Genomic DNA, 24,960 nt, shown 5'->3' on the forward strand with positions numbered 1-24,960 from the left:
TTGACCAGCAAACGGGGAGCTCGGACAGGCAATAACGTGTTCGAAGGCACCAAGTGGTGTCCGAGCCCCCGTCAGACGGCGGCGAGCGATCCGCACATGGGGGACGCGTCGGCGCGGGCCCTCGCCTACGATGCGGTGAGTGAGCTACCCGAGAAGCGGTGCCCGGCTGACTGCCAGTCCGGACTTTCCCACGGTCGAACGTCGGGTGTTGGAGTACTGGGAGACGGACGGGACGTTCCAGGCGTCGGTGGAGCGGCGGGCCGCGGGGGAGGAGGGGGCGAACGAGTTCGTCTTCTACGACGGGCCGCCGTTCGCGAACGGGTTGCCGCACTACGGGCATCTGTTGACCGGGTACGTGAAGGACGTCGTGCCGCGGTACCAGACGATGCGGGGGCGGCGGGTCGAGCGGCGGTTCGGGTGGGACACGCACGGGCTGCCGGCCGAGCTGGAGGCGCAGCGGGTGCTCGGGCTGAAGACGAAGGCCGAGATCCTCGAGCTCGGGATCGAGAAGTTCAACGACGCCTGCCGCGCCTCGGTGTTGAAGTACACCGGCGAGTGGCGCAGCTACGTCACCCGGCAGGCCCGCTGGGTCGACTTCGACAACGACTACAAGACGCTCAACCGCGACTACATGGAGTCGGTGATCTGGGCGTTCAGGACGCTCTACGACAAGGGCCTGGTGTACGAGGGCCTGCGCGTCCTGCCGTACTGCTGGAACGACGAGACCCCGCTGTCGAACCACGAACTGCGGATGGACGACGACGTCTACCAGCCACGCCAGGACCCGTCGATCACGGTCGCGGTCGAGCTGGAGACCGGCGAACGCCTGCTCGCGTGGACGACCACGCCGTGGACCCTGCCGAGCAACCTGGCGATGGCGGTCGGCCCGGACCTCGACTACGTGGTCGTGAACGACGCCGAGGGCCGTCCGGTGATCCTGGCCGAGGCGCGGCTGGCGGCGTACGCCGGTGCGCACGGAGACTTCGCCGGCCTCGGAGACGAGGTGCTCCGCCGGCTGAAGGGTGCCGACCTCGTCGGCCTGCACTACACCCCGCTGTTCGACTTCCTGGCCGGCACCACGAACGCGTTCCAGGTGATCGCGGCCGAGCACGTCACCACCGACGACGGTACGGGCGTCGTCCACCTGGCTCCCGCGTACGGCGAGGAGGACCAGCTGGCCTGTGAGGCGGCCGGGATCCCGACCGTGCTGACCGTGGACGACGGCGCCCGGTTCACCGGCGTCGTGCCGCCGTACCAGGGGATGCACGTGTTCGAGGCGAACCGGCCGATCATCCGCGACCTGCGGTCGGCCGGGGCGCTGGTGCGCGAGGACAGCTATGTGCACAGCTACCCGCACTGCTGGCGGTGCCGGAACCCGCTGATCTACAAGGCGGTGTCGAGCTGGTTCGTCGAGGTGACCCGGATCCGGGACCGGATGGTCGAGCTGAACGAGCAGATCACCTGGGTCCCCGAGCACGTCAAGCACGGCCAGTTCGGCAAGTGGCTCTCGAACGCGCGGGACTGGTCGATCAGCCGGAACCGGTTCTGGGGTTCGCCGATCCCGGTGTGGCGGTCGGACGACCCGGCGTACCCGCGGATCGACGTGTACGGCTCGATCGAGGAGCTCGAACGGGACTTCGGGGTGCCGGTCCCGGACCTGCACCGCCCGTACGCCGACCAGCTGACCCGGCCGAATCCGGACGACCCGACCGGGAAGTCGACGATGCGCCGGGTGCCCGACGTCCTGGACGTGTGGTTCGACTCGGGCTCGATGAGTTTCGCGCAGGTGCACTACCCGTTCGAGAACACGACCTGGTTCGAGCATCACTTCCCGGGCGACTTCATCGTCGAGTACATCGGCCAGACCCGCGGCTGGTTCTACACCATGCACATCCTGGCGACCGCGCTGTTCGACCGGCCGGCGTTCTCGTCCTGCCTGAGCCACGGCATCGTGCTCGGCAGCGACGGCCAGAAGATGAGCAAGTCGCTGCGCAACTACCCGGACGTGTCGGAGGTTTTCGACCGCGACGGCGCGGACGCGATGCGCTGGTTCCTGATGTCGAGCCCGATCCTGCGCGGCGGCAACCTGATCGTCACCGGGGACGGCATCCGCGACGGCGTCCGGCAGACGCTGATCCCGCTGTGGAACGCCTGGTACTTCTTCGCCCTGTACGCGAACGCCGCCGGCGCCACGGGATCGTGGTCGACCGATTCGCCGGACCTGCTGGACCGATACCTGCTGGCCCGGCTGCGGATCTTCGTCACCGACGTCCAGGAGCACCTCGACCGCTACGACATCGCCGCGGCCTGCGACGCGATCGCCGGGTACGTGGACATCCTCACCAACTGGTACATCCGCCGCTCCCGGGACCGTTTCGGAGCCGGGTCGCAGGACGCGGTCGACACGCTCTACACCGGGCTCGAGGTGCTGTGCCGGACCGCGGCCCCGCTGCTGCCGCTCGTCGGCGAGGAGATCTGGCGCGGGCTGACCGGTGAGCGCTCCGTGCACCTGACCGACTGGCCGGTCGCCGGCGACCTGCCCGACGACCCCGAGCTGGTCGCCCGGATGGAGCGGGCGCGCGAGGTCTGCTCGGTCGCGTCGTCGATCCGGAAGGCGGCCGGGATCCGCGCCCGGCAGCCGCTGCCCTCGCTGACCGTGGCAACCGCCACGGACCTGGAGTCGCTGGTGCCGTTGATCGCCGCGGAGGTGAACGTGCGCCAGGTCGTGCTGACCTCGCCGGACGCGGTCGACGCGCCGGTCTCGCAGCGGTTGACGGTCAACGCCCGGGCGGCGGGTCCCCGGCTGGGACCGGACGTCCAGCAGGTGATCACGGCGTCGAAGAGCGGGGACTGGTCGGTGTCGCCGGACGGCCTGGTGGTTGCCGGGGGCATCGAGTTGCAGGACGGTGAGTACAGCCTGGACACCACCCTGGCCGAGGGTGGCTCGGCGAGCGGACTGCTCGCCGGCGGCGGCTTCGTCGTCCTCGACACGACGGTCACACCGGAGCTGGCAGCCGAAGGTGTCGCCCGCGACGTGATCCGGGCGATCCAGCAGGCGCGCCGGGAGGCCGGGCTCGAGGTCAGCGACCGGATCCGGTTGTCGCTGACCGCGGAGGCGCAGGTGGTCGCGGCCGTGGAGACACACCGGCGGCTGATCATGGCGGAGACCCTCGCCGACGAACTCACGGTCGCCGAGGGCGCCGAGCTGCACGTCGAGGTGCTTGCTTAGGGTTGCCCTCATGGAGACACGGAGGCTGGGCCGGACCGGCCGGGATGTGGGCGTGGTCGGACTCGGAGCGTGGCAGCTGGGCGCCGACTGGGGCTCGGTGGACGAGAGCGACGCACTCGCCGTGCTGCGGACCGCGGTCGAGGGCGGCGTCACCTTCATCGACACCGCCGACGTGTACGGCGACGGGCGCAGCGAGCGCCTGATCGGTCAGGTGCTGGCGGAGTACGACGGTCTGACCGTGGCCACCAAGATGGGCCGCCGGGCTGATCAGGTCCCGGAGAACTACTCACCGGCCAACTTCCGCGCCTGGAACGACCGATCCCGGCAGAACCTCGGGGTCGACACCATCGACCTGGTCCAGCTGCACTGTCCGCCGACCCCGGTGTACTCGACCGGCGCGGTGTTCGACGCGCTCGACGCGATGGTGGCCGAGGGCAGGATCGCGTCGTACGGCGTGAGCGTGGAGACCTGCGCGGAGGCGCTCACCGCGATCGCCCGGCCGAACGTCGCCTCCGTGCAGATCATCCTGAACGCGTTCCGGCTGAAGCCGCTCGACGAGGTGCTGCCCGCGGCCCGCGAGGCGGGCATCGGCATCATCGCCCGGGTCCCGCTCGCCAGCGGCCTGCTGTCCGGCAAGTACGACGAGAACACCGTCTTCGACGCCGACGACCACCGCACCTACAACCGCCACGGCGAGGCCTTCGACGTCGGCGAGACCTTCTCCGGTGTCGACTTCACCACCGGCCTGGAGGCCGTCCGCCGGCTGATGCCCTGGCTGCCGGCCGGCGCGACGATGGCCCAGTTCGCGCTCCGCTGGATCATCGACCAGCCCGGTGTGACGGTCGTCATCCCCGGCGCCCGGAATCCGGCCCAGGTGGCCGGCAACCTCGCCGCCGCCCAGCTCTCCCCGCTCGGCGCCGACCAGCTCGCCGCCGTCCGGGAGACGTACGACGCCCTGATCCGCCCGCACCTCCACGACCGCTGGTAGCCCCACTGTCCGCATGCTGGACCGACTGCCGGGTTGGCAGGACGCGTCCGGCGGTCCCCGTACCGTGGAGTCGTGCTGATCATCGAGAGGGCGACGCACGACGCGATCGTCGCGCACGCCCGCCGGGACCACCCGGACGAGGCGTGCGGCGTGGTCGCGGGGCCGGTGGGCTCCGACCGGGCGGTGCGGTTCGTCCCGATGCTCAACGCGGCGATGTCGCCGACGTTCTACGAGTTCGACTCCGGCGATCTGCTCCGGCTGTACAAGGAGATGGACGAGCGCGACGAGGAACCGGTGGTGATCTACCACTCACACACCGCGACCGAGGCGTACCCGTCGCGGACGGACATCAACCTCGCGCAGGAGCCCGGCGCGCACTACGTGCTGGTGTCGACCCGCGACGGCGCGGACTCCCCGGCGTACGACGGTCCGGTCGAGTTCCGGTCGTACCGGATCATCGACGGCGAGGTCGTGGAAGAAGAAGTGCGCGTGGTTGGTTCCTATACAGAAACCGAAGGAGAGAACTGAGATATGGCGATCGAGTTGCGCGTGCCGACGATTCTGCGCACCTACACCGGTGGTGAGAAGGCCGTGAACGGCGACGGTGCCACGCTGGCCGAACTCATCGACAACGTGAACGGCGCCCACCCGGGCCTGAAGGAGCGCATCGTCGAGGGTCAGCCGGAGGAGCTGCGCCGGTTCGTGAACGTGTACGTGAACGACGAGGACGTCCGCTTCACCGGCGGCCTGAAGACCGAGGTCAAGGACGGCGACGTGATCGTCGTGCTGCCCGCGGTGGCCGGCGGCTGAGCATGCGCTTCGACAGCCTGCTCGACTCGGTCGGGGGTACGCCGCTGGTCGGGCTGCCCACGCTGTCACCCTCGGCCGACGTCCGGCTGTGGGCCAAGCTGGAGGACCACAACCCGACCGGTTCGATCAAGGACCGGGCGGCGCTGCGGATGCTGCTGGACGCGGAGAAGGACGGCCGGCTCCGGCCGGGCAACACGATCCTGGAGCCGACGTCCGGCAACACCGGCATCTCGCTGGCGATGGCGGCCAAGCTGCGCGGCTACCGGATGGTCTGCGTGATGCCGGAGAACACCTCCGAGGAGCGCCGGCAGATCCTGCGGATGTGGGGTGTCGAGATCATCTCCTCCCCGGCCGCGGGCGGCTCGAACGAGGCGGTCCGGGTGGCCAAGCAGGTCGCCGAGGAGCACCCCGACTGGGTGATGCTCTACCAGTACGGCAACCCCTCGAACGCGGCCGCGCACTACGACGGCACCGCCCGCGAGATCCTCGCCGACCTGCCGTCGGTGACGCACTTCGTGGCCGGCCTCGGCACCACCGGCACGCTGATGGGCGCCGGCCGGTTCTTCCGGGAGCACAAGCCGGAGGTCCGCATCGTCGCCGCCGAGCCGCGGTACGGCGAGCTCGTCTACGGCCTGCGCAACCTCGACGAGGGCTTCGTCCCCGAGCTGTACGACGAGACGCTGATCGACGCGCGGTTCTCGGTCGGACCGCGGGACGCCGTCCGGCGGGTCCGCGAACTGCTCGACAACGAGGGGATCTTCGCCGGCATCTCGACCGGCGCGATCCTGCACGCGGCGCTCGGCCAGGCCGCCAAGTGCGTCCGGGACGGCGAGTCCGCGGACATCGCCTTCGTGGTCGCCGACGGCGGCTGGAAGTACCTGTCGACCGGGGCCTACGAAGGCACCATCGACGAGGCCGAGGACCGCCTCGAAGGCCAACTCTGGGCCTGATTCCCAACCCCTCGGGACGCTTCGTCCCTGGTGGGTGGGACGCCGGGACGCCCAAGGTCGAGACATTCCGTTTCGACTTTGGGAGGGGACCATGTCCACCACGAGCACCGGTTCACCGGCGCTGACCATCACCGACGGCCGGCAGCTCAGCCGGGCCGGCCGGCTGCTGATCGGTTCGTTCATCGGCTTCGTCGTCTTCGTCGCCACGATGATCGCGACCACCAACGGGTACGACGCCGCACTGAGCGCGGCCGCCGAGCAACGCGGCGTTTCGCTGAACGACCTGCCGGCCGAGGCGGTCGCGCCGATCAACCACGAATACAACCAGATCTGGCAGGGCGTCCTGCTGCTCGTTCTGGTCATGCTCACGCTCGGTATCTACATCGCGGGCGTCCGCCTTGCGACGTACGGAGTCCTCGGCCGCGCGAGCGTTTTCGCCGGCGCCGTGATGCCGCTGTGCTGGCTTGCCGTCTTCGCCCTCGACTACGCCCTCGGCACCGACAACCCGGACGGCTGGTTCGGCGCTTACGACGCGGTGTACAACCGGGCTATCACGCTCAGCACGGTGGCTGGTTCGCTCGCTCTGCTCGGAATGCTGGTGTTGCTGCGCCGGGCCGGCGTGGCTCGTCGTACTGGAGTGGTGGTCGCGGCGCTCGCCGTACTGACGGTGGTGACCGCCGTCGCGTTCGGCGCTCCGCCGGTCGTGCCGTTGCTGTTGGCAGCGATTGTCGGCATCGTGATGGTCAGGACCGCACGTTCCGTCACGGCAGGCTGACCGGCTGCCGAGGCGGACCGCGAGGGGGAGTTCGCGTTGGCGCAGATCCGGTGGGCCCGGGCCGTCGCCGTGGGCGTCACCTTGGTGGCGCTCACGACGGCGGTCCTCGGCACGCCCGGGGTGCATCGCCGGATCCTCGAGCCCTGTGACCGCGGTATCTGCCTCCCGTTCGAGCGGCCCACGGCTCCGTCCTTGGAAGTGCTGGCCGCCCTCCGCCTGTCCGTGAGCGCCTACGCCGCCGTGATCACGGTCGTCAGCTGGGCCCTTCTGTTGCTGGCGTTGGGTGTGAGCGTTGTGCTCGTATGGCGCCGCCCATCCCTGGTGGCAATGGTGACCGCCATACAGCTCGGTGGTGTGTTCGTCGGTCCCTTCGCTGACGCCTTGGCCGAGCAAGGCGGCGCTGCCGTCGTACTGCGGACCGTCCTGATCGCGTCGATCCAGCTGACGATGCCGCTGCTGATGGGACTGTTCCCGGACGGCCGCTGGCATCCTCGGTGGTTCCGCTGGGCCTGGCCGGTCGTCGGGTTGATCGGTGCGGGTCTGGTTGTCGGCAACCAGCTCGACTACGTCCAGCCGGACTCCGCGCCGCAAGGGCTGTACGACTTGCTGTCGGTGATCCTGCTAGCCGGCATCCAGATCCACCGCTACGTGCGAGTGTCGGACTGGACGGCCCGGCAGCAGGCGAAGTGGTTCGTACTCGGCTTCGTTCTGCTGGCCGGCAACGTCGTGGTGGCCAACGTGCTCTCGATCGTGGACCTGGTCGAGCACTGGCAGCTGGGCCTGGTCACCACGGCATACCTCGCGTTCGTCGCGATGATCCTCGGCATCTGCTTCGCTCTGCTGCGCTATCGCTTGTACGACGTGAGCCTCGTGCTACGCCGTACCGTCCTCTACGCCGGTGCGGTCATCCTGCTGCTCGCGGCGTACGTCGGTCTCGTCGCCCTCGCGAGCCTGTCGATGGCACGGGCGTCCGCATCGGTGGTGGGCGCTGCGGTGGTCGCGGCGCTGGCGTTGGCCGGCGGCCTGCTCCTGGCCCGGGCGGGTGGCTGGTTCCTCGACCGGCTGTTGGGGCCCGGCGGTCGCCCGGGTGGAATCGCGGCGCTGCTCGCCCACGGCATCGCCGGCAGCGACGGTCGCCCGGCCAACCTCGCCGAGACCATCGCGGCCGCCCTCGTCCTGCCGTACGTCAAGGTCCTCGACGCCGACGGCGAGACCTCTGTGGGTGCACGGTGATCCGCCGGCCGAGGCACACCGCGAGAGCGTGGTCGACGGTGCCGGTACGACGCTTGGCGCACTGCTCGTCGCATCGACAGAGGGGCCTCGGCTGTCGCGCCGGGATCGGCGGGCTCTGCGCGAGGTGCTGCCGTTCGTCGTACTCGTGCTCCGGGCGCAGCGTGAGGCCGGCGAGTTGCGGACGGCTCGGGCGTTCGCCACGACTGCGCGCGAGGACGAGCGGAGGCGGTTACGCCGCGACCTCCACGACGGAGTCGGACCATTGCTCGCCGGACAGTTGCTGACGGTGGACTCGCTGCGGCTCGCGGCTGAGCGTGGTGCGCGACCCGAGGATCTGCTCGCCCATCTGGAAGGGCAGGCGCGCGCCGCGATCACCGAGGTCCGGCGCATCAGCCGGGACCTCCAGCCGGCTGCGCTGGATGCCGGGCTCGGGCCTGCGCTGGACTCGGAAGTCGAGAGGTTCCGGACCGCTGGGCTGGACGTTCGGCTGCGACACCAGTTGCCGGTCGAGCCGATGCCTGCCGCGGTCGAGGTCGCCGTACTGCGGATCGTCTCGGAGTCGCTGGCCAACGTCGTCCGGCATACCGCGGCGAGGTCCGCGACCGTTGACGTGGCGGTGACGGACGACGGGATCGAGGTCCGAGTAGCCGACGATGGCCACGGCTTCGACGACGGTGCCGCGGAGGGAGTGGGGCTGGTGTCGGTGCGGGAACGGGCCGAGGCGTTGGGTGGCGGGCTCGAGGTCGAGTCCGGCCCGGCCGGGACCCGGGTGTGCGGGAGGATCCCGCTGTGAACGCCGAACCGGTCGACGTGGTGCTGGTCGAGGACCACCCGATGTTCCGGCTCGGGTTGCGGACCCGGATCGAGTTGGAACCGGACCTGGCCGTCGTCGGTGAGGCCGGGTCTGGGCCGGAAGCGGTCGAGTTGGTGGAACGGCTCGCGCCGGATGTGGTCGTCGTCGACCTCAACCTGCCCGGGATGGGCGGTGTCGAGGTGATCCGGCGGCTCGGTGTCAGCGCGCCGCGGGTGGCGCCGCTGGTGCTGACGATGGTGGACGACGAGTCGGTGTTCGGGGCGGTCCGGGCCGGGGCCCGCGGCTACCTGCTGAAGGACGCCGAGCCGGAGCGCATCGTGGCGGCGATCCGGGCGGTCGCGGCCGGCGAGGTGGTGTTCTCCGGAGCCGTCGCGGCGCGGTTGATCGCGCTGGCGGATCAGCCGCCGGGGCCACGGGCACCGGTCTTCCCGGAGTTGCCCGAGCGTGAGCACGAGATCCTGTCGCTGGTCGCGAACGGACTCGGCAACGTTGCGATCGGGCAGCGGCTCGGGCTGCGCCCCAAGACGGTCCGCAACTACGTGTCCAACGTGCTGACCAAGATCCAGGCCGCCGACCGCGCCGACGCCGTACTGCGGGCTCGTTCCGCAGGTCTGGGTGACACTGCGCAGCACTGAACCGAGCGGCGACATGCCGTCGTCGTGCCGGGCCCGGCGGGGCGAGCCGTCGGGGTGAGGAGTCACCGGGTGGGGCTGGCGGAGTGCCCGGCCCGGCGCGCGTGCCTGATCGTTGCCACAGGCACCTGATGGTGGTTACGTCATTGCCGCCTACGGTTGTTTGAAGAGGATCCTGCGTCCGATCCGGGGGTGGACGCCGCGGCCCTTGCAGCTGGTGCAGGGGCGTTGGGCGTAGCTGAACAGCGCGCCGCGATGCCGTCCGGCGCCCTTGCACCGGTGGCACTTGGCGTTCGGGTGCAGCGACAGCGAGACGACGTAGAAAGCGAACGCCGCCATGGCCAGCACGAGCATCGTCCCGGTCGGCCCGAGGGTCGCCGCGATGTCCGCCATCGTGCTGTTCGTGTCCGCAGCCTGACCGGTGGCCTGCCCTGCGGCCGTGGCGTTCTCCGGTTGCGGATTCGGTGCGGCGGTGGTGCCCAGCACCACCGCGATGTGGTGCGCCATGTTCATGCCACAGCTCATGGCTTCACGAGGGGCGGTCGAGCAAACATCGCTCCAGAGTGGCGCGCATCACCCGAAAAGGCAATTCCGCAGGGTAAAGATGTGGATAAGTCCGGCGTGTCGGTGGTGAACCTCAGGCGGGGCTGACCTGAGCACTGCCCGATCCCGGGCCCGTCCACAGGTGCCAGCACCGGCGTTCCGCCGCCCCGGCTAAGCTTTCCGGCGTGGCAGACGCACCGGTGGGGATCTTCGACTCAGGCTTCGGGGGACTCACGGTCGCCCGCGCGGTGCTCGACCAGTTGCCGCACGAGCCGATCCTCTACCTGGGTGACACCGCCCGCCAGCCGTACGGGCCGAAGCCGATCGCCGAGGTTCGCGAGTACGCGCTGGAGTGTCTCGACCACCTGGTCGAGGCCGGCGTCAAGATGCTCGTGATCGCCTGCAACTCGGCCAGTGCCGCGATGCTCCGGGACGCCCGCGAGCGGTACGACGTACCGGTGGTCGAGGTGATCCTTCCGGCCGCCCGCCGCGCGGTCGCCGCCACCCGGAACCAGCGCGTCGGCGTGATCTGCACGCGCGCCACCGCGGCGTCGCTGGCCTATGAGGACGGCTTCGCCGCCGCGCCGCAGGTCGAGCTGTTCACCCGGGCGTGCCCGAGGTTCGTCGACTTCGTGGAGTCCGGCGTGACGTCCGGTCCCGAGCTTCTGGAGGCCGCGCACGAGTACCTCGACCCCCTGGTCGAGGCCGGTGTCGACACCCTCATCCTCGGCTGCACGCACTACCCGTTGCTGACCGGCGTCATCTCGTACGTGATGGGCGACAACGTCACCCTCGTCAGCAGCGCCGAGGAGTGCGCCAAGGACGTGTACGGCGTGCTGACCAAGACCGGCCTGCTCCGGCCGGATCACCTGCCCGAGCCGCGGCACCGGTTCGTCACCACCGGCAGCCCCGCCGAGTTCGCCGCCATCGGCTCCCGCTTCCTCGGTCCGGTACTGTCCGGCGTCGACCAGTTCGCCTGGATCCGTTGAATCTTCGAGCGCCTCGCTGTGGACAGCGCCCTGGACAGCGCCTTGACCGCGGACCCGTTCGTCGCGGGTGTGACGGGTCTCGCACCGGATGTTGTCCATGGCACCGGATCGGCCGCCGACGTGCGTGAAATCGCCGCCAGGCAACCGGATCTGCTGTGCGCCGGCATCGTGGGCGCCACCGGCTTCTCTGCGAAGGCGGCAACCCGCCGGTAATGTTCAAGTCATGAAGCTCACCGTGCTCGGCTGCTCCGGGTCCGTCCCCGGGCCGGACTCGGCCGCCTCGAGCTATCTGGTCACCGCCGAGGGGTTCAACCTGGTCCTCGACCTCGGCAGTGGCGCCCTCGGCTCGCTCCAGCGGCATCTCGCCATTCCGGAGATCGGTGCGATCGGCCTGTCCCACCTGCATCCTGACCACTGCATGGACCTGTGCGGCCTGTACGTCTCGGCCAAGTACGCACCGGGTGCGCCGATCCCGCGGATCCCGGTCTACGGCCCGCCCGGGGCGGCGTACCGGATGGCGCTGGCGTACGACCTGCCGCTTGACCCCGGGATGGAGGAGGAGCTGGAGTTCCACGCCTGGCAGAGCGTTCAGCAGATCGGACCGTTCACCGTCCGGACCGCTGAGATGGTGCACCCGGTGCCGGCGTACGCGATCCGGGTTGAGCACGGCAACAAATCGCTGGTCTACACCGGCGACACCGGGCCGAACGATGCGCTGGTCGAGCTCGCCCGCGGCGCCGACCTGCTGCTGTCCGAGGCAGCGCTGCCGGACAACGACCCGAAGAACCCGACGGACCTGCACCTCACACCGGCCGACGCCGGCGAACAGGCCGAGAAGGCCGCCGTCAAACGGCTGGTGATCACCCACGTGCCGCCCTGGTACGACCGCGAGACCCAGGCCGAGAACGCACGCAAGACGTATCCCGGTCCGGTCGAGCTCGCCACCCCGCATGCCGTTTTCGACATCTGACGGCGTTCGGTTGTGGACCGCAACGACCGGCACGGCGACCTCCGCCGTACCGGTCGTCATCCTGCACGGCGGTCCGGGGTTGTGGGACGACCACGCCGCTCTCGCGCAGATGCTCGACGACCTGACCGTCGTGCATCGGTTCGACCAGCGGGGATGCGGTCGCTCGGGACCGTCGGACGCACTGTCCATGCGCCGGCTGGCGCAGGACATCGACGAGCTTCGCGTGTACTGGGGCCACGAGCGGATCATCGTGCTCGGTCACTCCTTCGGCGCGACGCTCGCGCTGTTCTACGCGGCCTCCTACCCGGACCACGTCGCCGGCGTGGTCTACCTCGACGGGGTCGGCATCGGCGACTGGCGGACGCCGTACCACGACGAGCACCTCCGCCGGACGACGCCGGCGCAACGGGAACGCCTGGCCGCGCTGGAGGTGGCGGATCGCACCGCCGACGAGGAGGTCGAGTTCCGCGTCCTGTCCTGGTTCACCGACCACGCCGACCGGTCGATGGCGATGACCTGGGCGCGGGAGAGCGCGTCGGTCGACCTGCCGATCAACTTCGCCGCGAACCGGGCCCTCGGCACGGAGATCACGTCCTGGCCGCCCGGCTACGTTTCCGGCCTCGCTGCCGCGTTGCCGATGCGGGTGACCTACATCCACGGCGCCGGCGATCCGCGTCCGGCCTCCGCCGTGCGGGAGCTGGCCGCGCACACCCCGCACCACACGTTCCAGGTGATTCCGGACGCCGGGCACTCGCCGTGGCTCGAGCAGCCGGAGGCCGTGCGGAAGCTGCTGCGGGACATCGTGACGTCCTGACCCTCGTCAGGGTCGAACGACGCCGGCGCTGCCGTCGACGGTGACGTACTTGGACTCCTGCCACCGGGTCTGGTTCGAGCTCGACGAGGACCTGCCGGCCACGCTCAACCTCGACCGCGGCGACGACTAGTTGCCGATGGCCTCTAAGTACGCCGCGCCGCGGGGGCTCAGCTCGTAGCCGGTCTCGAGGCTGTGGGTGAGACCGAGGTTCTTCAGCTTGCGGACGTCCAGCTTGAAGCCGGCGGTCTCGCGGCCGAGCTCGGCGGCCAGGTCGGCGGCCCGGGTGGCCGGCTTGGACCGGATCAGGCGGAGGGTGTCCGTGGTCCAGGGCCCTTGTCTGCCGTCGTCGAAGCGGGCCAGGCGGGTCCGGAGCTCGGCCAGGTCCTCGGCTGTCAGGGTGGACTGGGCGGCGAGCTGATCGCGCGGGTCCGGGCCCTCGACCAGGTGGAACTTGATCAGGAACGTCGGCCAGTCCTCGTTGCCGCGGAGGCGGCGGCGGACGTCCTTGGCGTTGCGGCGGTCCGCGGCGGCGACGTCGGCGTCGTTGTCCGCGATCAGGTCCGGGTTGATCTCGCGGACACTGTCGATCTCGATCCGGCCGGCGTTCGTGCGGTAGATCCGCCCCTCGACCACGCGCGGCTCGGCCCAGCGCCGGTACGCCGTGGTGATCCTGCCGTCCGCGACGCCGTCGCGATCCGATCCGGCGAACAACATGAGCCCTACCCTCCGAGTGCTTTCGCGACGATCGGGGCGAGCGCACGGAGCGCCTTGCCCCGGTGGCTGATCGCGTCCTTCTCCTCGACCGACAGCTCGGCCGTGGTCCGGTCGTACCCCTCTGCGGCGAACAGGACGTCGTACCCGAAACCGCCGGTGCCGCGGAGCTCGCGGATCACCGAGCCGCGCATCTCGCCGATCACGATCTCGTCCTCCGCGTGCGGCCGGACGAACGCGACCGCGGCCACGAACGACGCGCCGCGGCGCTCGTCCGGGACGTCCGCCAACTGCCCGAGCAGCAGGAGGTTGTTCGCGTGGTTGTCCTTGGCCGGCCCGGCCCAGCGCGCCGACAGCACACCCGGCATCCCGTTCAGCGCGTCCACGCAGATCCCGCTGTCGTCCGCGATCGACGGCAGCCCGGTGGCCGCCATCGCCGCGTGCGCCTTCAGCAGCGCGTTGCCCTCGAACGTCGGCTCGGTCTCGGCCGGCTCGTCGTACGGCGGTACGTCGCCCAGCCCGAGCACCTCGATCCCGGGCACGATCGGGGTCAGGATCCGGCGCAGCTCCTCGAGCTTCTTCTGGTTGTTCGAGGCGAGCAGAACACGACTCACGCGAGCGCCTCCTGCTGCAGCTTGGTCAGCTCGGCGCAACCCGCCGTACCGATCTCCAGCAGGCTGTCGAGCTCGTTGCGGTCGAACGGCGCGCCCTCGGCCGTGCCCTGCACCTCGATGAACCTGCCGTCGCCGGTCATCACCAGGTTCATGTCCGTCTCCGCCCGGACGTCCTCCTCGTAGCAGAGGTCGAGCATCGGGGCGCCGTCGATGATGCCGACCGAGACCGCGGCCACCGAGCCGGTCAGCGGCTCGCTCTTCAGCAGCTTGCGGTCGCGCAGGTACGACACCGCGTCGGCGAGGGCGACGTACGCGCCGGTGATCGCGGCCGTCCGGGTGCCGCCGTCGGCCTGCAGGACGTCGCAGTCGAGCAGGATCGTGTTCTCGCCGAGCGCCTTGTAGTCGATCACGGCCCGCAGCGAACGCCCGATCAGCCGGGAGATCTCGTGCGTCCGGCCGCCGATCCGGCCCTTCACCGACTCGCGGTCCGAGCGGGTGTTCGTCGACCGCGGCAGCATCGCGTACTCCGCGCTGACCCAGCCGAGCCCGGAACCCTTCCGCCACCGCGGCACGCCCTCGGTCACGCTCGCCGCGCACAGCACCCGGGTCCGGCCGAACTCGACGAGCACCGAGCCCTCCGCATGGTCGAGCCACTTCCGGGTCAGGGCCACGGGCCGCAGCTGATCCGGAGTACGTCCATCGATACGTGCCATGCCTCAGACCCTATGCCTCCAGGCGCCGGACCTCCGAACGCACCGGGGCACGGAACTGGTTGACGGCCATCCGCGCGGCCCACGGCGTCAGGTCCCCGGCCCGCCGCCCGAGCCACGGAACGCCCTCCCGGACGAGCCAGACGGCGTCCGCCCACTTGCTCGGCGGCCTGGACGCACAGTCCAGCTCGGGCGGTACGTCGATCCGCAGCCCGCGCCGGGCCAGCTCGTCGGCGAACCCACGGGCCAGCCGCCGGTGACCGCGCTCACCGGGATGCAGCCGGTCGATGCTCCAGAAGTCCCGGCGGTACACCTCGGGGTAGTCGGCCATGTCCAGCCGGATCCCGCCGTACCTGGCGTGCAGGTCGTCGTACACGAGGTTGACCTGCTCGATCCGCTGCCACAGCGGGCGGCGCAGCCAGGCCGGCAGCCCGAACACCTGCCCGTGGTCGTGGAACCGGACGGTGAGCAGCAGGGCGCCGCGTGCGGTCAGTTGCTCGGCGCAGTGGTGCAGGCAGTCGCGGATCCGGCCGGCGTCGAAGGAGGACCGCAGCGTGTCGTTGACCCCGACGATCAGCGAGGCGAGGTCGACCGGGCCGCTGCCGGTCTCGGGCAGTTGCTCGGTCGCGACCATCGGCGCGGTGGCGCCGCTGGTCGCGAAGTTGGCGAACGTCACACGGTGGGAGCTGGCCAGGGCGTCGGCGAGCAGCGAGGCCCAGCCTCGCCACCCTTCGCCCGGGCGCGCGCCGGCACCGGAAAGGTCGGTCGTACTGCTGCCGTTCAACGGGTCCCCGACACCCACGGTGGTCGAGTCCCCCAGTGCCACATAGTGGAGGCTCACATTCCGTCATGGTGGCGTCACCGGTCGAGCCCGCGGTGTTTCCTGGATGACGTCTGGGGCAATTCCAGCTGGAGGACCGGTGATTGAAGGACGGAAGTGCGCGGAGCTAGGCTGCTGCAATCAACTATGTGCAGGAGTTGCTTGGTGATGACTGATCTTCGGTTCGGCGTGGTGGGTCTCGGTGCCCGGAGCCGCATCGCGCAGTACGCCCACCGGCCCGGCGAGGGTTCGGAGGTCGTCGCCCTCGCCGACCCGGCCGCCGCCCAGCGGGACGCTGCGCAGGCGCAGTACCCGGACGCCACCACCCACTCCGACCACACCGAGCTGCTCGACCAGAAGCTCGACGGGGTCTTCCTGACCACGCCGGACGACCTGCACGAGGACCCGGCGATCGACTTCCTCCGGGCCGGGGTGTCGGTCTTCGTGGAGAAGCCGCTGGCGATCACGACGTCCGGGTGCGACCGCGTGCTGCAGGCGGCGTACGAGAGCGGAGCCCGGCTGTACGTCGGCCACAACATGCGGCACATGCCTGTCGTCCTGACGATGCGGGAGCTCGTCCAGTCCGGTGCGATCGGCGAGGTGAAGGCGATCTGGTGCCGGCACTTCGTCGGCCACGGCGGCGACTACTACTTCAAGGACTGGCACGCCGACCGTCGCCGGACCACCGGGCTGCTGCTGCAGAAAGGTGCCCACGACATCGATGTGATGCACTGGCTGGCCGACGGCTACACCACCCGTGTCAACGCGATGGGCGGACTCACCCTGTACGGCGGCATCGAGGACCGGCTCGACCGGTCGGACCAGCGCTTCGGCGACTTCGTCTCGTCGGACCACTGGCCGCCGTTGTCGCAGAAGGGCCTGGCGCCGGTGATGGACGTCGAGGACATCTCGATGGCGAACCTCCTGCTGGACAACGGAGTTTTCCTCACCTACCAGCAGTGCCACTACACGCCCGACTACTGGCGCAACTACACCGTGATCGGCACGGCGGGGCGGATGGAGAACTTCGGCGACAGCCCGGGCGGCGTCGTGAAGGTGTGGAACAGCAGGCGGTCCGAGTACCGCGAGGACGCCGACCTCGTGGTCGACATCCCGGACGCCGAGGGCGGTCACGCCGGCGCGGACCCCCGGCTGGTCGGCGAGTACATCCGGTTCGTCCGTGAGGGCGGCGCGACGCTCACCTCACCCGTCGCGGCCCGCGCCGCGGTCGCCGCCGGGTACGCCGCGACCACGTCCCTCCGCGACAACGGCACCCCGATCGACATCCCGCCCCTGGACCCGGCGCTGGTCACCTACTTCGACAACGGTCAGAGCCGCTAGGGGGACGTCTCCCATTCCCTGCAGCACGCAGAGAATGGTGAGACGTGCGCTGGTACCATCCGTGTCGTGACCACGTACGCCGCCATGCGAATGCTGAGCCCTCGATGCGGAGGACTCTAGCGGCGCGTGCACTGACGCTTGCAGCCAGAGAGGTCCCCGACGTCGGGGGCCTCTCTTTTTCGTCCCAGCTGCGAACATCTCCAGGAGCACGCATGTACCCGATCACCTACCTCACCGACTGTTCCGACGGGAACGCCCAAGCCCGGCTGAGCACCCGCGTCGGCGCGCTGTTCGGCCAGTCGCCGGCCATCGTGGCGGTCGACGGCTCCGACCCCGAGGCCTTCGCCGCCCTCACCTTGCTCGACTGTCTGAGATCCACGGAGTCCCTGGGCGAGGACGGTCATCCGACCATCACCCTGCTGAACATCGCGCCCCGCGACGGCGTGTGGCCGAACGGCGTACCGTTCTGCTACTTCTGGTTCGGGCAGCACCTCGTCGCGAGCACTTTCAATCCGCGCGCGCTTCACCTGGTACGGCGTGAGCTCGACGTCCAGAAGGTGTTCGTCACCGACATCCGCGAGGTCCTCGCGTCGGCGTCCTGGTCGAACCTGACGCCGGCCGAGGTGGACAGGATCGCGGACACCCAGTTCCGCAGCCTCTGGTACCTGCCGCTGCTCGCCAGGTGGATCGCCGACGACCGCCCGGTCCCGTCGACGCCGACCGTCGTACCCCTGACTCCCGACGAGCCGCCGACCGTTAGCGTCGTCGACAACTTCGGCAACTGCAAACTCAACTGCTCCCCGGACTCAGCCGGCTTCGCCCTGGGTGCCGAACTCCCCGTCACCCACCGCACCCCGGCCGGCGAAACCGCCGTCACGAACGTCCGCTGCTACCCCCACCTGACAGCCGTCCCGCGCAACGCCCCCGGCCTGATCCCAGGCTCCTCCGGCACCAACTACCTCGAACTGGTCATCCGCGGAGGATCAGCCGCAGCCCACTTCGGCCTGCACCCGGGAGACGCGCCGCTGCCCGGCGCGAGAGGTGCCAGAGGCGGGATTTGAACCCGCACGCCCGGGGGCACCGGCACCTAAAGCCGGCGTGTCTGCCGTTCCACCACTCTGGCTGGGGAAGTCGCCTCCCCTTGGGAGGACATCCTAGGGGAGGCGACCAGGGGTCAGCGGCTCTGCAGGGCGTCGACGAAGACCTGGCGGAGGTCGGACGGGTTGCGGGCGACGTAGCTCTGGCCGCCGGTCGCCTTGGCGAGCGCGCGGAGCTCGTCGGCGTTCGCCTCCGGGCCCATGCCGAGGGCGATGATCCGGACCGGGCGGGCCGGGTCCTTCAGGCCCTCGAGGGTCCGGACGGTTTCCTCCAGCGTCGGGCTGCCCGGGTCGTCGTTCTTGCCGTCGGTGAACAGCAGGATCGAGTTGACCGCCTTGGAGTCGTACTGCTGCCGGACCGCGCGGACCGCGGCGATCGCGGTGTCGTACAGGCCGGTGCTGCCGTTCGGGATCGGGCGCTGGACCTTCAGGTTGTCCAGGATCTTCGTGCGCTGCCGGTCGGACAGCGGCGCGATCGGGACGAGCTCCTTGTAGTCCGCCCCGAGCTCGCCGATCTTGGTCGAGAACGTCCACAGCCCGAGCGAGGCGCTGTTCGGGAAGAGTGACAGACCGCCCGCGGCCGCCTCGATGGTCAACTGCATGCGGGTCTTCTTGCCGACCACCTCGGCCATCGAGCCGGAGATGTCGATCACTGCCAGGGAGTGCGTGGACAGCGACAGCCGGGTCCAGTTCAGCAGCGTCTTGTCGATCGTCTCGCCGTTCGGCTTGGGCAGCTGCGTCAGGTCACCGACGCCGCGGCCACCGCTGAGCGGGCTGAACAACGCGTCCCGGAAGCCGGCCTCGTCCCGTGCCTGGGCGGCGCCGTCGGTGAGCAGTTCGGCCGCGAGCGACTTGGCGGCGTCGGTGGCCTGCTCGACGTCCGACTTGGCGGTGACCACGACCGGGTAGTCCAGCGTGAGCGTGCCGGTGGCCGGCACGACCGCTTTCAGCTGGGCGTCCGGGTGGTCCTCCTGGTACTTCACGAAGCTCTGCTCCGACGCCGGTACGACGACCCGGCTGCCGTCCTGGTCTGCCCGGCCGAACAACGCTACCGGGTCGGTGTACGGCTTGGCCATCGAGCCGAGCCGCTGGGCCAGCGGCACGACCACGGTGGCGACCTGAGTCTCGGACGCCGACGTCCGCTGCCGCTCCGACTGGACGGCGAGCAGCGCGAGCGCGCCCGGCGACGTGTTCAGCGGATCGAGCAGCGCGGGCTCGGCGGCTCCGAACGCGCGCAGCCAGGACGAGGTGTCCGCGAAGTTGGTGTTCCGCCCGACCAGCACCAGCGGCGACGAGGCGATGGACGGCACGGCGACCGCCGGGACGCTCTCGCCGTCGTCGGCCTGGGCCACCCAGAGCGAGGAGTCCGGGATCCACAGGTCGGGACGGTTGTCGGTGCTGTTGGCGAGTTCCTGGGCGACCTTCGCCGAGGGAGCCGCGGTGATGGTGAACTGCAGACACGGAGTACCGTCGTCGCCGCCCTTGGTGGCCAGCGACTTCGCCGCCGACTCCAGCGAGGGCTGCATCTCGGGCGTGGCGCTCAACGACACCTGCGTGGGGTCGTCGCACGACTGGCCGGCTCCGCTGAGGAAGCCGTCGGCGCCCGCCTCGGACCCGAAGGACCGGACCACGAACACGGCGCCCAGCGAGATCACCAGAAGCCCGACCGCGGTGATGTACACCGAACGGCGGTTGTTGTTACTTCGCGTCACCGCAGAGGAATGTTTTCCCATCGCGGCAGGTCCCTCCCTCCCAGAGGCTGACTGCGCGCGCAGATTACCCGGTTTCGGCTGGTCAGGGCCAAGGTCACCGTGGTTCCGCACCCACCCGGTCGATGACCGCAACCGAACGCCGACCGGCCTGGGAGTACCGCTCTTTCGTAGGAACGCTCAAAAACTCACGGAGCGTAGTCCTCCGGCTGCGATGCGGTGAGATTGTCGTGTGATCCAAATCACATTAGATCCTCCACTCAAACGACCGTTCCATGGACCACCCGCGTGAAACGGTCGAAGGTTTTCCTCCACCGCGGGACCCGGACCGGTAGGTCAGTCACCGTGGCTCAGAGGCCCAGGTCGCGCCGCAGCTTGGCCACGTGGCCGGTCGCCTTGACGTTGTACTGCGCGACCGCGATCTTCCCGTCCGGGTCGACGACGAACGTGGACCGTATGACCCCGGCGACCTTCTTGCCGTACATCGTCTTCTCGCCGAAGGCGCCGTACGCGGTCAGCACCTGCTTGTCCGGGTCGCTGAGCAGCGGGAACGTGACCGCGTCGCGCTCGCGGAACTTGGCCAGCTTCTCCGGCCTGTCCGGGGAGATGCCGAGAACGGTGTACCCGGCGGCCTGCAGGGAGTCGAGCGAGTCGCGGAAGTCGCAGGCCTGCTTGGTGCAGCCCGGGGTCATCGCGGCCGGGTAGAAGTAGACGATCACGTTCTTCCCGCGCAGGTCCTGCAGTGCCACCTTGTTGCCGTCGGCATCGGAAAGGGTGAAATCCGGTGCGGTGTCACCGACGGTCAGACGTTCGCTCATCAGGGGCCCTTCCACGATCGATCGACTGACCGCAATGGTACGGGTGGCCGCTCCGGCCGAGCGCGGCGAGTTGCGTGCGCGGGTGTCGCAGGGTGGAGTGGACTCATGCGGGCGATGACGGTGACGACGGGGAAAGCTGATTCTGCCGCGGTAGGAGAGGTCGAGGAGCCGCCGCTGACCGACGGCTCGATCCTGGTCGAGGGGCTGCTGACCGGGATCTGCGGGACCGACGTGGAGCTGGTGACCGGCGCGTTCGGCACCGGCAGACCGGGGTCCGACCACCTCGTCATCGGCCACGAGTCGCTCGGTCGCGTCCTGGAGGCGCCGGAGGGCTCAGGCTTCACCGAGGGCGACCTGGTGGCCGGCGTGGTCCGCCGGCCCGACCCCGAGCCCTGTCCGGCGTGTGCGCGCGGCGAGTGGGACTTCTGCCGCAACGGGCGGTACACCGAGCGCGGCATCAAGGAGATGGACGGGTACGGCGCCGAGCGGTGGCGCGTGGATCCGTACTTCGCCGCGCCGGTCCCAAAGCAGCTCGGGCGCCTCGGCGTCCTCGTGGAGCCGGCCAGCATCCTGGCCAAGGCATGGGAGCAGGTCGACCGGGTCGCGTCCCGGTCGTGGTTCGGGCCGGAGCACGTGCTCGTCACCGGCGCCGGTCCGATCGGTCTGCTGGCCGCTCTGATCGCCACCCGGCGCGGGTACGCCGTACACGTCCTGGACCGGGCCGAGGACGGGCCGAAGCCCGAGCTGGTGCGTTCACTCGGCGGGAGCTATCTCACCGACCTGGCGGACCTGACTGTCGCACCGGACGTCGTGATCGAGGCCACCGGCGCCGGTCAGGTGGTGTTCGACTGCGCCAAGCTGCTCGCGCCTGCCGGAGTCATGTGCCTGACCGGCATCTCGCCCGGTCCGGCGACTCTCGACGTACAGCTGGACGCACTCAACCGTCAGCTGGTCGTGCGCAACGCTGCTCTGGTGGGGTCGGTGAACGCGGCCAAACGGCACTACGCGGACGCGGTCGACATCCTCACCGCGACCGACAGGGCGTGGCTGGAGCGCTTGATCACGCGGACGGTGCCACTGTCCGACTGGCCGTCCGCGGTGGTCCGGGAACCGGACGACATCAAGGTGGTCGTCGACCTGCGGGCGTGACCTGCAAGGATGGAGCCAGCATTGCAGGCCCGGCCATCCCGGGGCAGCCCCGAGGAACGAAGGGAGTGTCGACAGGTGTCGGACACGAAGGCTCGGACCGCCGAGCAGATCGAGGCGGACATCGAGGCCACCCGCGTGCGACTGGCCTCGACCGTGGACGAGCTGGTCGACCGGGCGCACCCGAAGAACGTGGCCAAGCGGCAGGTCGAGCAGGCGAAGGCGCAGGTCTTCGACGAGCGCGGCCAGTTGCGCACCCAGAAGATCGTCGCGGTCGGCGGTGCCGCGGTCGGCGTCCTCGCCGTCCTGCTGCTGATCCGCCGGCTGGTGGGTCGCCGGTGACTCCTCGCAAGCGGCTCTCCGACGACAAACTGCCGATCCGGATGCTGCACGACCGGGTCCTGGTCTCGCTCGAGCAGGAGGGCGAGCGGAAGTCCTCGGCGGGCATCCTGATCCCGGCGACCGCGCAGATGGGCCGCCGGCTCGCCTGGGCGAAGGTGGTCGCGATCGGCGCCAACGTCCGTACGGTCGAGGTGGACGACCGGGTGCTGTTCGACCCGGAGGATCGGGCCGAGGTCGAGGTCCGCGGCGACGACTACATCCTGCTCCGCGAGCGCGACCTGCACGCGGTGGCGGCCGGCCGCCTCGAGGACGGCCAGACCGGCCTCTATCTCTGACGGGCGCGGCTAGGGGGCCTGAGCTGGAACGGGACCTCGCGATCGCCCTCGTTGAACTTGATTCTCAGCACCGCCGTCCGGGTGGTGTCGGGGATGACGAACAGGACCTCGCCGACCTTCGTGGAGTCGCCGCTGACGAGTTCGTTGAGCCCGCCGGAGGCTGGATAGGTGTCCCGCCCGACGATCACGCGGAAGTTGGCGTCCCAGAAGTTGGCGTCGTACCGGCTGTAGCTGATCATGCGGACGGACAGGCTGAGCGCCAGCTTGCCGTCCGCGTCCGGCCTGGTCGTGGCGCTCACCAGTTCGTAGGCGACCTCGCCGACGCGGATCGGCTGCCCGTACGGAAGTGCCACCTTCAACTGGCCGCCGGGTGCGATGGACGACCCAGGCCCGGAACTCGGCCCAGGCGGCACCGGGGACGAAGACTGTTGCGGGGTTGTTGTCGCAGGCAAGTCTGTCGCCGACTCACCCAGCACGCCGACCTGGTTCAGGCCCAGCAAGAGGCCCGTGCCCGCGGTGATCAGGGCGGCCAGCGCAGTCAGCATCCCTGGCATGGTCGTCCACCAACTCGCCGGCTTGTCATCGGCCATGAGCGCCCCCTACCAGAACTGTTGTTCTCCGGAGCGCGGTAGTCAACGGGTGACTACCGTCCGCTCATGCGGATCAGCTCAGCCGGTAGAGGCGTACGGCGTTGTCTCGGCCCCACATCGTTGCCCCGCGGGCGGCGTCGTCGGGTGACCAGTCACCCTGGTCCACGAAGCTGCCGAGCACCGAGGTCACCGCTCGCCGCCACACGGTGGCGCCGAGGTAGTGCAGCTCGGCCGGTCCCCACGCGTCGGAGGAGTAGAGCAGTTTGGCGAACGGCGCCAGCTCCAGTCCCTCCGCGAGTACGGCGGCCGCCCGCGCGCCGACGTACATGGTGGTGAGCCCGAGGTCCAGGTGGACGTGCGGGAACACGTGGGCGAGATAGCCGGCCTCACGGTGGTAGGGGTAGCAGTGCAGCAACACCACTTGGGTGCCGAGTGGTTCGACCAGACGCAACCACTCGGTCAGCAGCGCTGGATTGACCTTGTGCAGCTGAAGGTCGGTGTCGCCGAGGCCAGCGTGCAACTGCAACGGCAGGCCGCGCCGCGCACCGGTCCACAGCAACCAGCGCAAGAGCACGGGGTCAGCGACCCGCTTCGCGCCGGTCGCGTACCACCGATCCAGAGCACTCAGTACGTCGGCCGGACTCGGCTCAGCCGGGTCGAAGTCGAACCCGTACCGGTACGCCACGATGCTCTTGAGTCCGACCGCCCCAGCTGTCCGCTCCTCCAGTCGCCGTACCAGCGCGTCAGGTACGGCGGCCGCGGTGGACTCCTGCGTGGCCACGTACTCGAGCTCGGCCTCCAAGCGCACCACCTCGTGCGTGCGGCAGCCGCTCAGCTTCGCCAACTCGCCGACGTCGGTCAGGGAATCGGCCAGATGCCCGGTGTCGACCAGGTAGTCGCTCACCCCGGCCGCACCGAGGAAGATCCGATTCGCGTCCTGCCGAGAACGCGCGGCCAGGTAGTCGTCGGGCGAAGCGTGCGGCTCCAGGCCCAGCAGCGGAGCGCAGTACTTACGGACCGCAAACCCCAGCTGCGAGTCGAACGTCGACATCCACGGCGGGACCGGGCGGTCGGACTCGGTGATCAGCTTCTCGAAGCCGGCCCGGTCGAGTGGTTCCTTCATCGCGCCGTGCACGTGGTGGTCAACCAGCCGCAGGTTCTGAAGGTCCATCGCTAGCCCCCCGAATGGCTGCTGCGGCCACGCGTGCCGGCGCCGAGGCCGGCCGGTGCGACGTCGTACATCTCCCACCCCTTCACCCGGTCCTGGTTACAGCTTTCCACTCCTTGCCGGCGGGAGCGCGCGAAATCCGTTGCCAAAAGGCGAACGGTCGTGCTTTTATTGGAGGGTGGGTAAGGGTGAAGAGACGCGGGCCGCGGTGCTCGACGAGGCTGCGCGAGTCGTGAGCACAGCCGGCTTGAACGGGCTGACCATCGGGCTGCTGGCCGATCGGATGCAGCTGTCGAAGAGCGGCCTGTTCGCCCACTTCCGGTCCAAGGAGCAGTTGCAGGTCGCGGTGGTCGAGCGGGCCGCCGAGCTGTTCGCCGAACGGGTCGTGCGACCGGCGCTCCAGGCGCCGCGTGGCGAGCCGCGGCTGCGGGAGCTCTTCGACCGCAAGCTCCGCTGGGACAACGGCGACCTGGCGCTTCCCGGTGGGTGCTTCTTCGCCAGTGTCTCCGCCGAGCTCGACGACGCCCCGCCGGGTCGGGTCCGCGACCGCGTGGTGAGCGCTGAACGCGACTACGGCGACCTGCTCGCCAACATCTTCCGGACCGGTATCAGCGAGGGGCATTTCCGGCCGGACGCCGACCCCGAGCAGTACGCCTTCGACATCAGGGGCGTTCTCCTGTCGTACCACCACGCCAGCCGGCTGCTGGCCGACCCCAAAGCCGAGGATCGAGCGCGCACCGCCTTCGAGGCGCTCCTCCGGGCGGCTCGCATCTGACCCTTCGTCCAGATCTGGAGCTGTCTCTTATACACAG

Annotated in this window: 28 protein-coding genes and 1 tRNA gene; 19 read left to right on the forward strand and 10 right to left on the reverse strand. The window is 69.9% G+C overall.

The window, feature by feature from the left end; translation table 11 throughout:
- The first annotated feature begins 139 nt into the window (after positions 1-139).
- The 9 genes from ileS to E1218_RS08015 all read left to right on the forward strand — a co-directional run bounded on the left by ileS (position 140) and on the right by E1218_RS08015 (position 9,434).
- Positions 140-3,229 carry an isoleucine--tRNA ligase gene (ileS, locus tag E1218_RS07980; RefSeq protein WP_132317832.1) on the forward strand — a complete coding sequence of 1,030 codons (3,090 nt, stop codon included), beginning with the start codon at positions 140-142 and terminating at the stop codon, positions 3,227-3,229.
- A 10-nt stretch (positions 3,230-3,239) separates the two neighbouring features.
- A complete protein-coding gene (locus E1218_RS07985) occupies positions 3,240-4,217 on the forward strand; it encodes an aldo/keto reductase (RefSeq protein WP_132317834.1) in 978 nt (325 codons plus the stop codon).
- Positions 4,218-4,289: 72 nt separating this feature from the next.
- Positions 4,290-4,745, forward strand: coding sequence for a Mov34/MPN/PAD-1 family protein (locus E1218_RS07990; protein WP_132317836.1), 456 nt, complete (start codon positions 4,290-4,292; stop codon positions 4,743-4,745).
- 3 nt (positions 4,746-4,748) lie between these two features.
- The gene (locus E1218_RS07995; protein ID WP_132317838.1) at positions 4,749-5,027 is read left to right on the forward strand and encodes a MoaD family protein; all 279 of its coding nucleotides are present in this window, start codon (positions 4,749-4,751) and stop codon (positions 5,025-5,027) included.
- Between the two features lie 2 nt (positions 5,028-5,029).
- Entirely contained in the window at positions 5,030-5,977 is a 948-nt protein-coding gene (locus E1218_RS08000) for a PLP-dependent cysteine synthase family protein (RefSeq protein ID WP_132317840.1), read from the forward strand.
- Positions 5,978-6,068: 91 nt separating this feature from the next.
- Positions 6,069-6,752: a hypothetical protein gene (locus tag E1218_RS08005; protein ID WP_132317842.1), complete on the forward strand. Its 684-nt coding sequence runs from the start codon at positions 6,069-6,071 to the stop codon at positions 6,750-6,752.
- Positions 6,753-6,788: 36 nt separating this feature from the next.
- Positions 6,789-7,985, forward strand: coding sequence for a hypothetical protein (locus E1218_RS35935; RefSeq protein WP_165949170.1), 1,197 nt, complete (start codon positions 6,789-6,791; stop codon positions 7,983-7,985).
- Complete coding sequence (locus tag E1218_RS08010; protein ID WP_165949171.1) at positions 7,975-8,778, forward strand: sensor histidine kinase; 804 nt, start codon at positions 7,975-7,977, stop codon at positions 8,776-8,778. Before E1218_RS35935 ends, E1218_RS08010 begins: the two co-directional genes overlap by 11 nt.
- Entirely contained in the window at positions 8,775-9,434 is a 660-nt protein-coding gene (locus tag E1218_RS08015; RefSeq protein ID WP_202865836.1) for a response regulator, read from the forward strand. Before E1218_RS08010 ends, E1218_RS08015 begins: the two co-directional genes overlap by 4 nt.
- 150 nt (positions 9,435-9,584) lie before the next feature.
- On the opposite strand, the gene E1218_RS08020 is transcribed toward E1218_RS08015, so the two are convergent.
- Positions 9,585-9,944 carry a zinc finger-like domain-containing protein gene (locus E1218_RS08020; RefSeq protein WP_132317846.1) on the reverse strand — a complete coding sequence of 120 codons (360 nt, stop codon included), beginning with the start codon at positions 9,942-9,944 and terminating at the stop codon, positions 9,585-9,587.
- A 215-nt stretch (positions 9,945-10,159) separates the two neighbouring features.
- On the opposite strand from E1218_RS08020, the gene murI reads away from it, so the two are divergent.
- From murI to E1218_RS08040, 4 genes are read left to right on the forward strand one after another with little or no spacing between them, the layout of a single operon-like run.
- Positions 10,160-10,963 carry a glutamate racemase gene (gene murI, locus E1218_RS08025; RefSeq protein ID WP_132317848.1) on the forward strand — a complete coding sequence of 268 codons (804 nt, stop codon included), beginning with the start codon at positions 10,160-10,162 and terminating at the stop codon, positions 10,961-10,963.
- 18 nt (positions 10,964-10,981) lie between these two features.
- Positions 10,982-11,176, forward strand: a complete 195-nt coding sequence (locus E1218_RS08030) for a hypothetical protein (protein WP_132317850.1) — start codon at positions 10,982-10,984, stop codon at positions 11,174-11,176.
- Between the two features lie 10 nt (positions 11,177-11,186).
- On the forward strand, positions 11,187-11,933 hold the full coding sequence (locus tag E1218_RS08035; RefSeq protein ID WP_132317852.1) for an MBL fold metallo-hydrolase: 747 nt from the start codon (positions 11,187-11,189) through the stop codon (positions 11,931-11,933).
- Positions 11,934-11,943: 10 nt separating this feature from the next.
- Positions 11,944-12,747 carry an alpha/beta fold hydrolase gene (locus E1218_RS08040; RefSeq protein ID WP_165949172.1) on the forward strand — a complete coding sequence of 268 codons (804 nt, stop codon included), beginning with the start codon at positions 11,944-11,946 and terminating at the stop codon, positions 12,745-12,747.
- Between the two features lie 126 nt (positions 12,748-12,873).
- Here E1218_RS08040 and E1218_RS08050 read toward each other — a convergent pair whose 3' ends face one another.
- The 4 genes from E1218_RS08050 to E1218_RS08065 are packed head-to-tail and all read right to left on the reverse strand — an operon-like array spanning position 12,874 to position 15,623.
- A complete protein-coding gene (locus E1218_RS08050; protein WP_132317856.1) occupies positions 12,874-13,461 on the reverse strand; it encodes a hypothetical protein in 588 nt (195 codons plus the stop codon).
- A 5-nt stretch (positions 13,462-13,466) separates the two neighbouring features.
- Complete coding sequence (gene rdgB / locus E1218_RS08055; protein ID WP_132317858.1) at positions 13,467-14,072, reverse strand: RdgB/HAM1 family non-canonical purine NTP pyrophosphatase; 606 nt, start codon at positions 14,070-14,072, stop codon at positions 13,467-13,469.
- Positions 14,069-14,785, reverse strand: a complete 717-nt coding sequence (gene rph / locus E1218_RS08060) for a ribonuclease PH (RefSeq protein ID WP_132317860.1) — start codon at positions 14,783-14,785, stop codon at positions 14,069-14,071. The genes rdgB and rph overlap by 4 nt, the downstream gene beginning before the upstream one ends.
- A gap of 10 nt (positions 14,786-14,795) precedes the next feature.
- Positions 14,796-15,623 carry an SGNH/GDSL hydrolase family protein gene (locus E1218_RS08065; protein ID WP_132317862.1) on the reverse strand — a complete coding sequence of 276 codons (828 nt, stop codon included), beginning with the start codon at positions 15,621-15,623 and terminating at the stop codon, positions 14,796-14,798.
- 147 nt (positions 15,624-15,770) lie between these two features.
- Between E1218_RS08065 and E1218_RS08070 the strand changes: the two genes are divergently transcribed.
- Both E1218_RS08070 and E1218_RS08075 read left to right on the forward strand, forming a co-directional pair.
- The gene (locus tag E1218_RS08070) at positions 15,771-16,943 is read left to right on the forward strand and encodes a Gfo/Idh/MocA family protein (protein WP_132317864.1); all 1,173 of its coding nucleotides are present in this window, start codon (positions 15,771-15,773) and stop codon (positions 16,941-16,943) included.
- 212 nt (positions 16,944-17,155) lie between these two features.
- Positions 17,156-18,004, forward strand: a complete 849-nt coding sequence (locus tag E1218_RS08075) for an SAM hydroxide adenosyltransferase (RefSeq protein ID WP_165949173.1) — start codon at positions 17,156-17,158, stop codon at positions 18,002-18,004.
- Here the strand turns inward: E1218_RS08075 and E1218_RS08080 are convergent.
- The 3 genes from E1218_RS08080 to bcp all read right to left on the reverse strand — a co-directional run bounded on the left by E1218_RS08080 (position 17,986) and on the right by bcp (position 20,567).
- Positions 17,986-18,066 (reverse strand) — tRNA-Leu (locus tag E1218_RS08080). The two genes, E1218_RS08075 and E1218_RS08080, sit on opposite strands and share 19 nt — an antisense overlap.
- 51 nt (positions 18,067-18,117) lie before the next feature.
- Entirely contained in the window at positions 18,118-19,752 is a 1,635-nt protein-coding gene (locus E1218_RS08085; protein WP_233712086.1) for a substrate-binding domain-containing protein, read from the reverse strand.
- A 347-nt stretch (positions 19,753-20,099) separates the two neighbouring features.
- The gene (gene bcp / locus E1218_RS08090) at positions 20,100-20,567 is read right to left on the reverse strand and encodes a thioredoxin-dependent thiol peroxidase (RefSeq protein WP_132317870.1); all 468 of its coding nucleotides are present in this window, start codon (positions 20,565-20,567) and stop codon (positions 20,100-20,102) included.
- Between the two features lie 105 nt (positions 20,568-20,672).
- Here bcp and E1218_RS08095 point away from each other — a divergent pair, with 105 nt between their 5' ends.
- From E1218_RS08095 to E1218_RS08105, 3 genes are all read left to right on the forward strand, one after another.
- Positions 20,673-21,716 carry a glucose 1-dehydrogenase gene (locus E1218_RS08095; RefSeq protein WP_132317872.1) on the forward strand — a complete coding sequence of 348 codons (1,044 nt, stop codon included), beginning with the start codon at positions 20,673-20,675 and terminating at the stop codon, positions 21,714-21,716.
- A gap of 75 nt (positions 21,717-21,791) precedes the next feature.
- Positions 21,792-22,055 (forward strand): DUF3618 domain-containing protein, encoded by a 264-nt coding sequence (locus tag E1218_RS08100; RefSeq protein ID WP_202865837.1) that lies wholly within the window; start codon positions 21,792-21,794, stop codon positions 22,053-22,055.
- Positions 22,052-22,390: a GroES family chaperonin gene (locus E1218_RS08105; RefSeq protein ID WP_185759412.1), complete on the forward strand. Its 339-nt coding sequence runs from the start codon at positions 22,052-22,054 to the stop codon at positions 22,388-22,390. The genes E1218_RS08100 and E1218_RS08105 overlap by 4 nt, the downstream gene beginning before the upstream one ends.
- Here the strand turns inward: E1218_RS08105 and E1218_RS08110 are convergent.
- Complete coding sequence (locus E1218_RS08110) at positions 22,381-22,935, reverse strand: hypothetical protein (protein ID WP_165949174.1); 555 nt, start codon at positions 22,933-22,935, stop codon at positions 22,381-22,383. The two genes, E1218_RS08105 and E1218_RS08110, sit on opposite strands and share 10 nt — an antisense overlap.
- Before the next feature lie 118 nt (positions 22,936-23,053).
- The gene (locus E1218_RS08115) at positions 23,054-24,151 is read right to left on the reverse strand and encodes an amidohydrolase family protein (protein WP_132317878.1); all 1,098 of its coding nucleotides are present in this window, start codon (positions 24,149-24,151) and stop codon (positions 23,054-23,056) included.
- Between the two features lie 175 nt (positions 24,152-24,326).
- Here E1218_RS08115 and E1218_RS08120 point away from each other — a divergent pair, with 175 nt between their 5' ends.
- Positions 24,327-24,923, forward strand: coding sequence for a TetR/AcrR family transcriptional regulator (locus E1218_RS08120; RefSeq protein ID WP_132317880.1), 597 nt, complete (start codon positions 24,327-24,329; stop codon positions 24,921-24,923).
- Positions 24,924-24,960 lie beyond the last annotated feature (37 nt).

This window comes from Kribbella turkmenica (assembly GCF_004348725.1).
GTDB classification, from domain to species: Bacteria; Actinomycetota; Actinomycetes; order Propionibacteriales; family Kribbellaceae; genus Kribbella; species Kribbella turkmenica.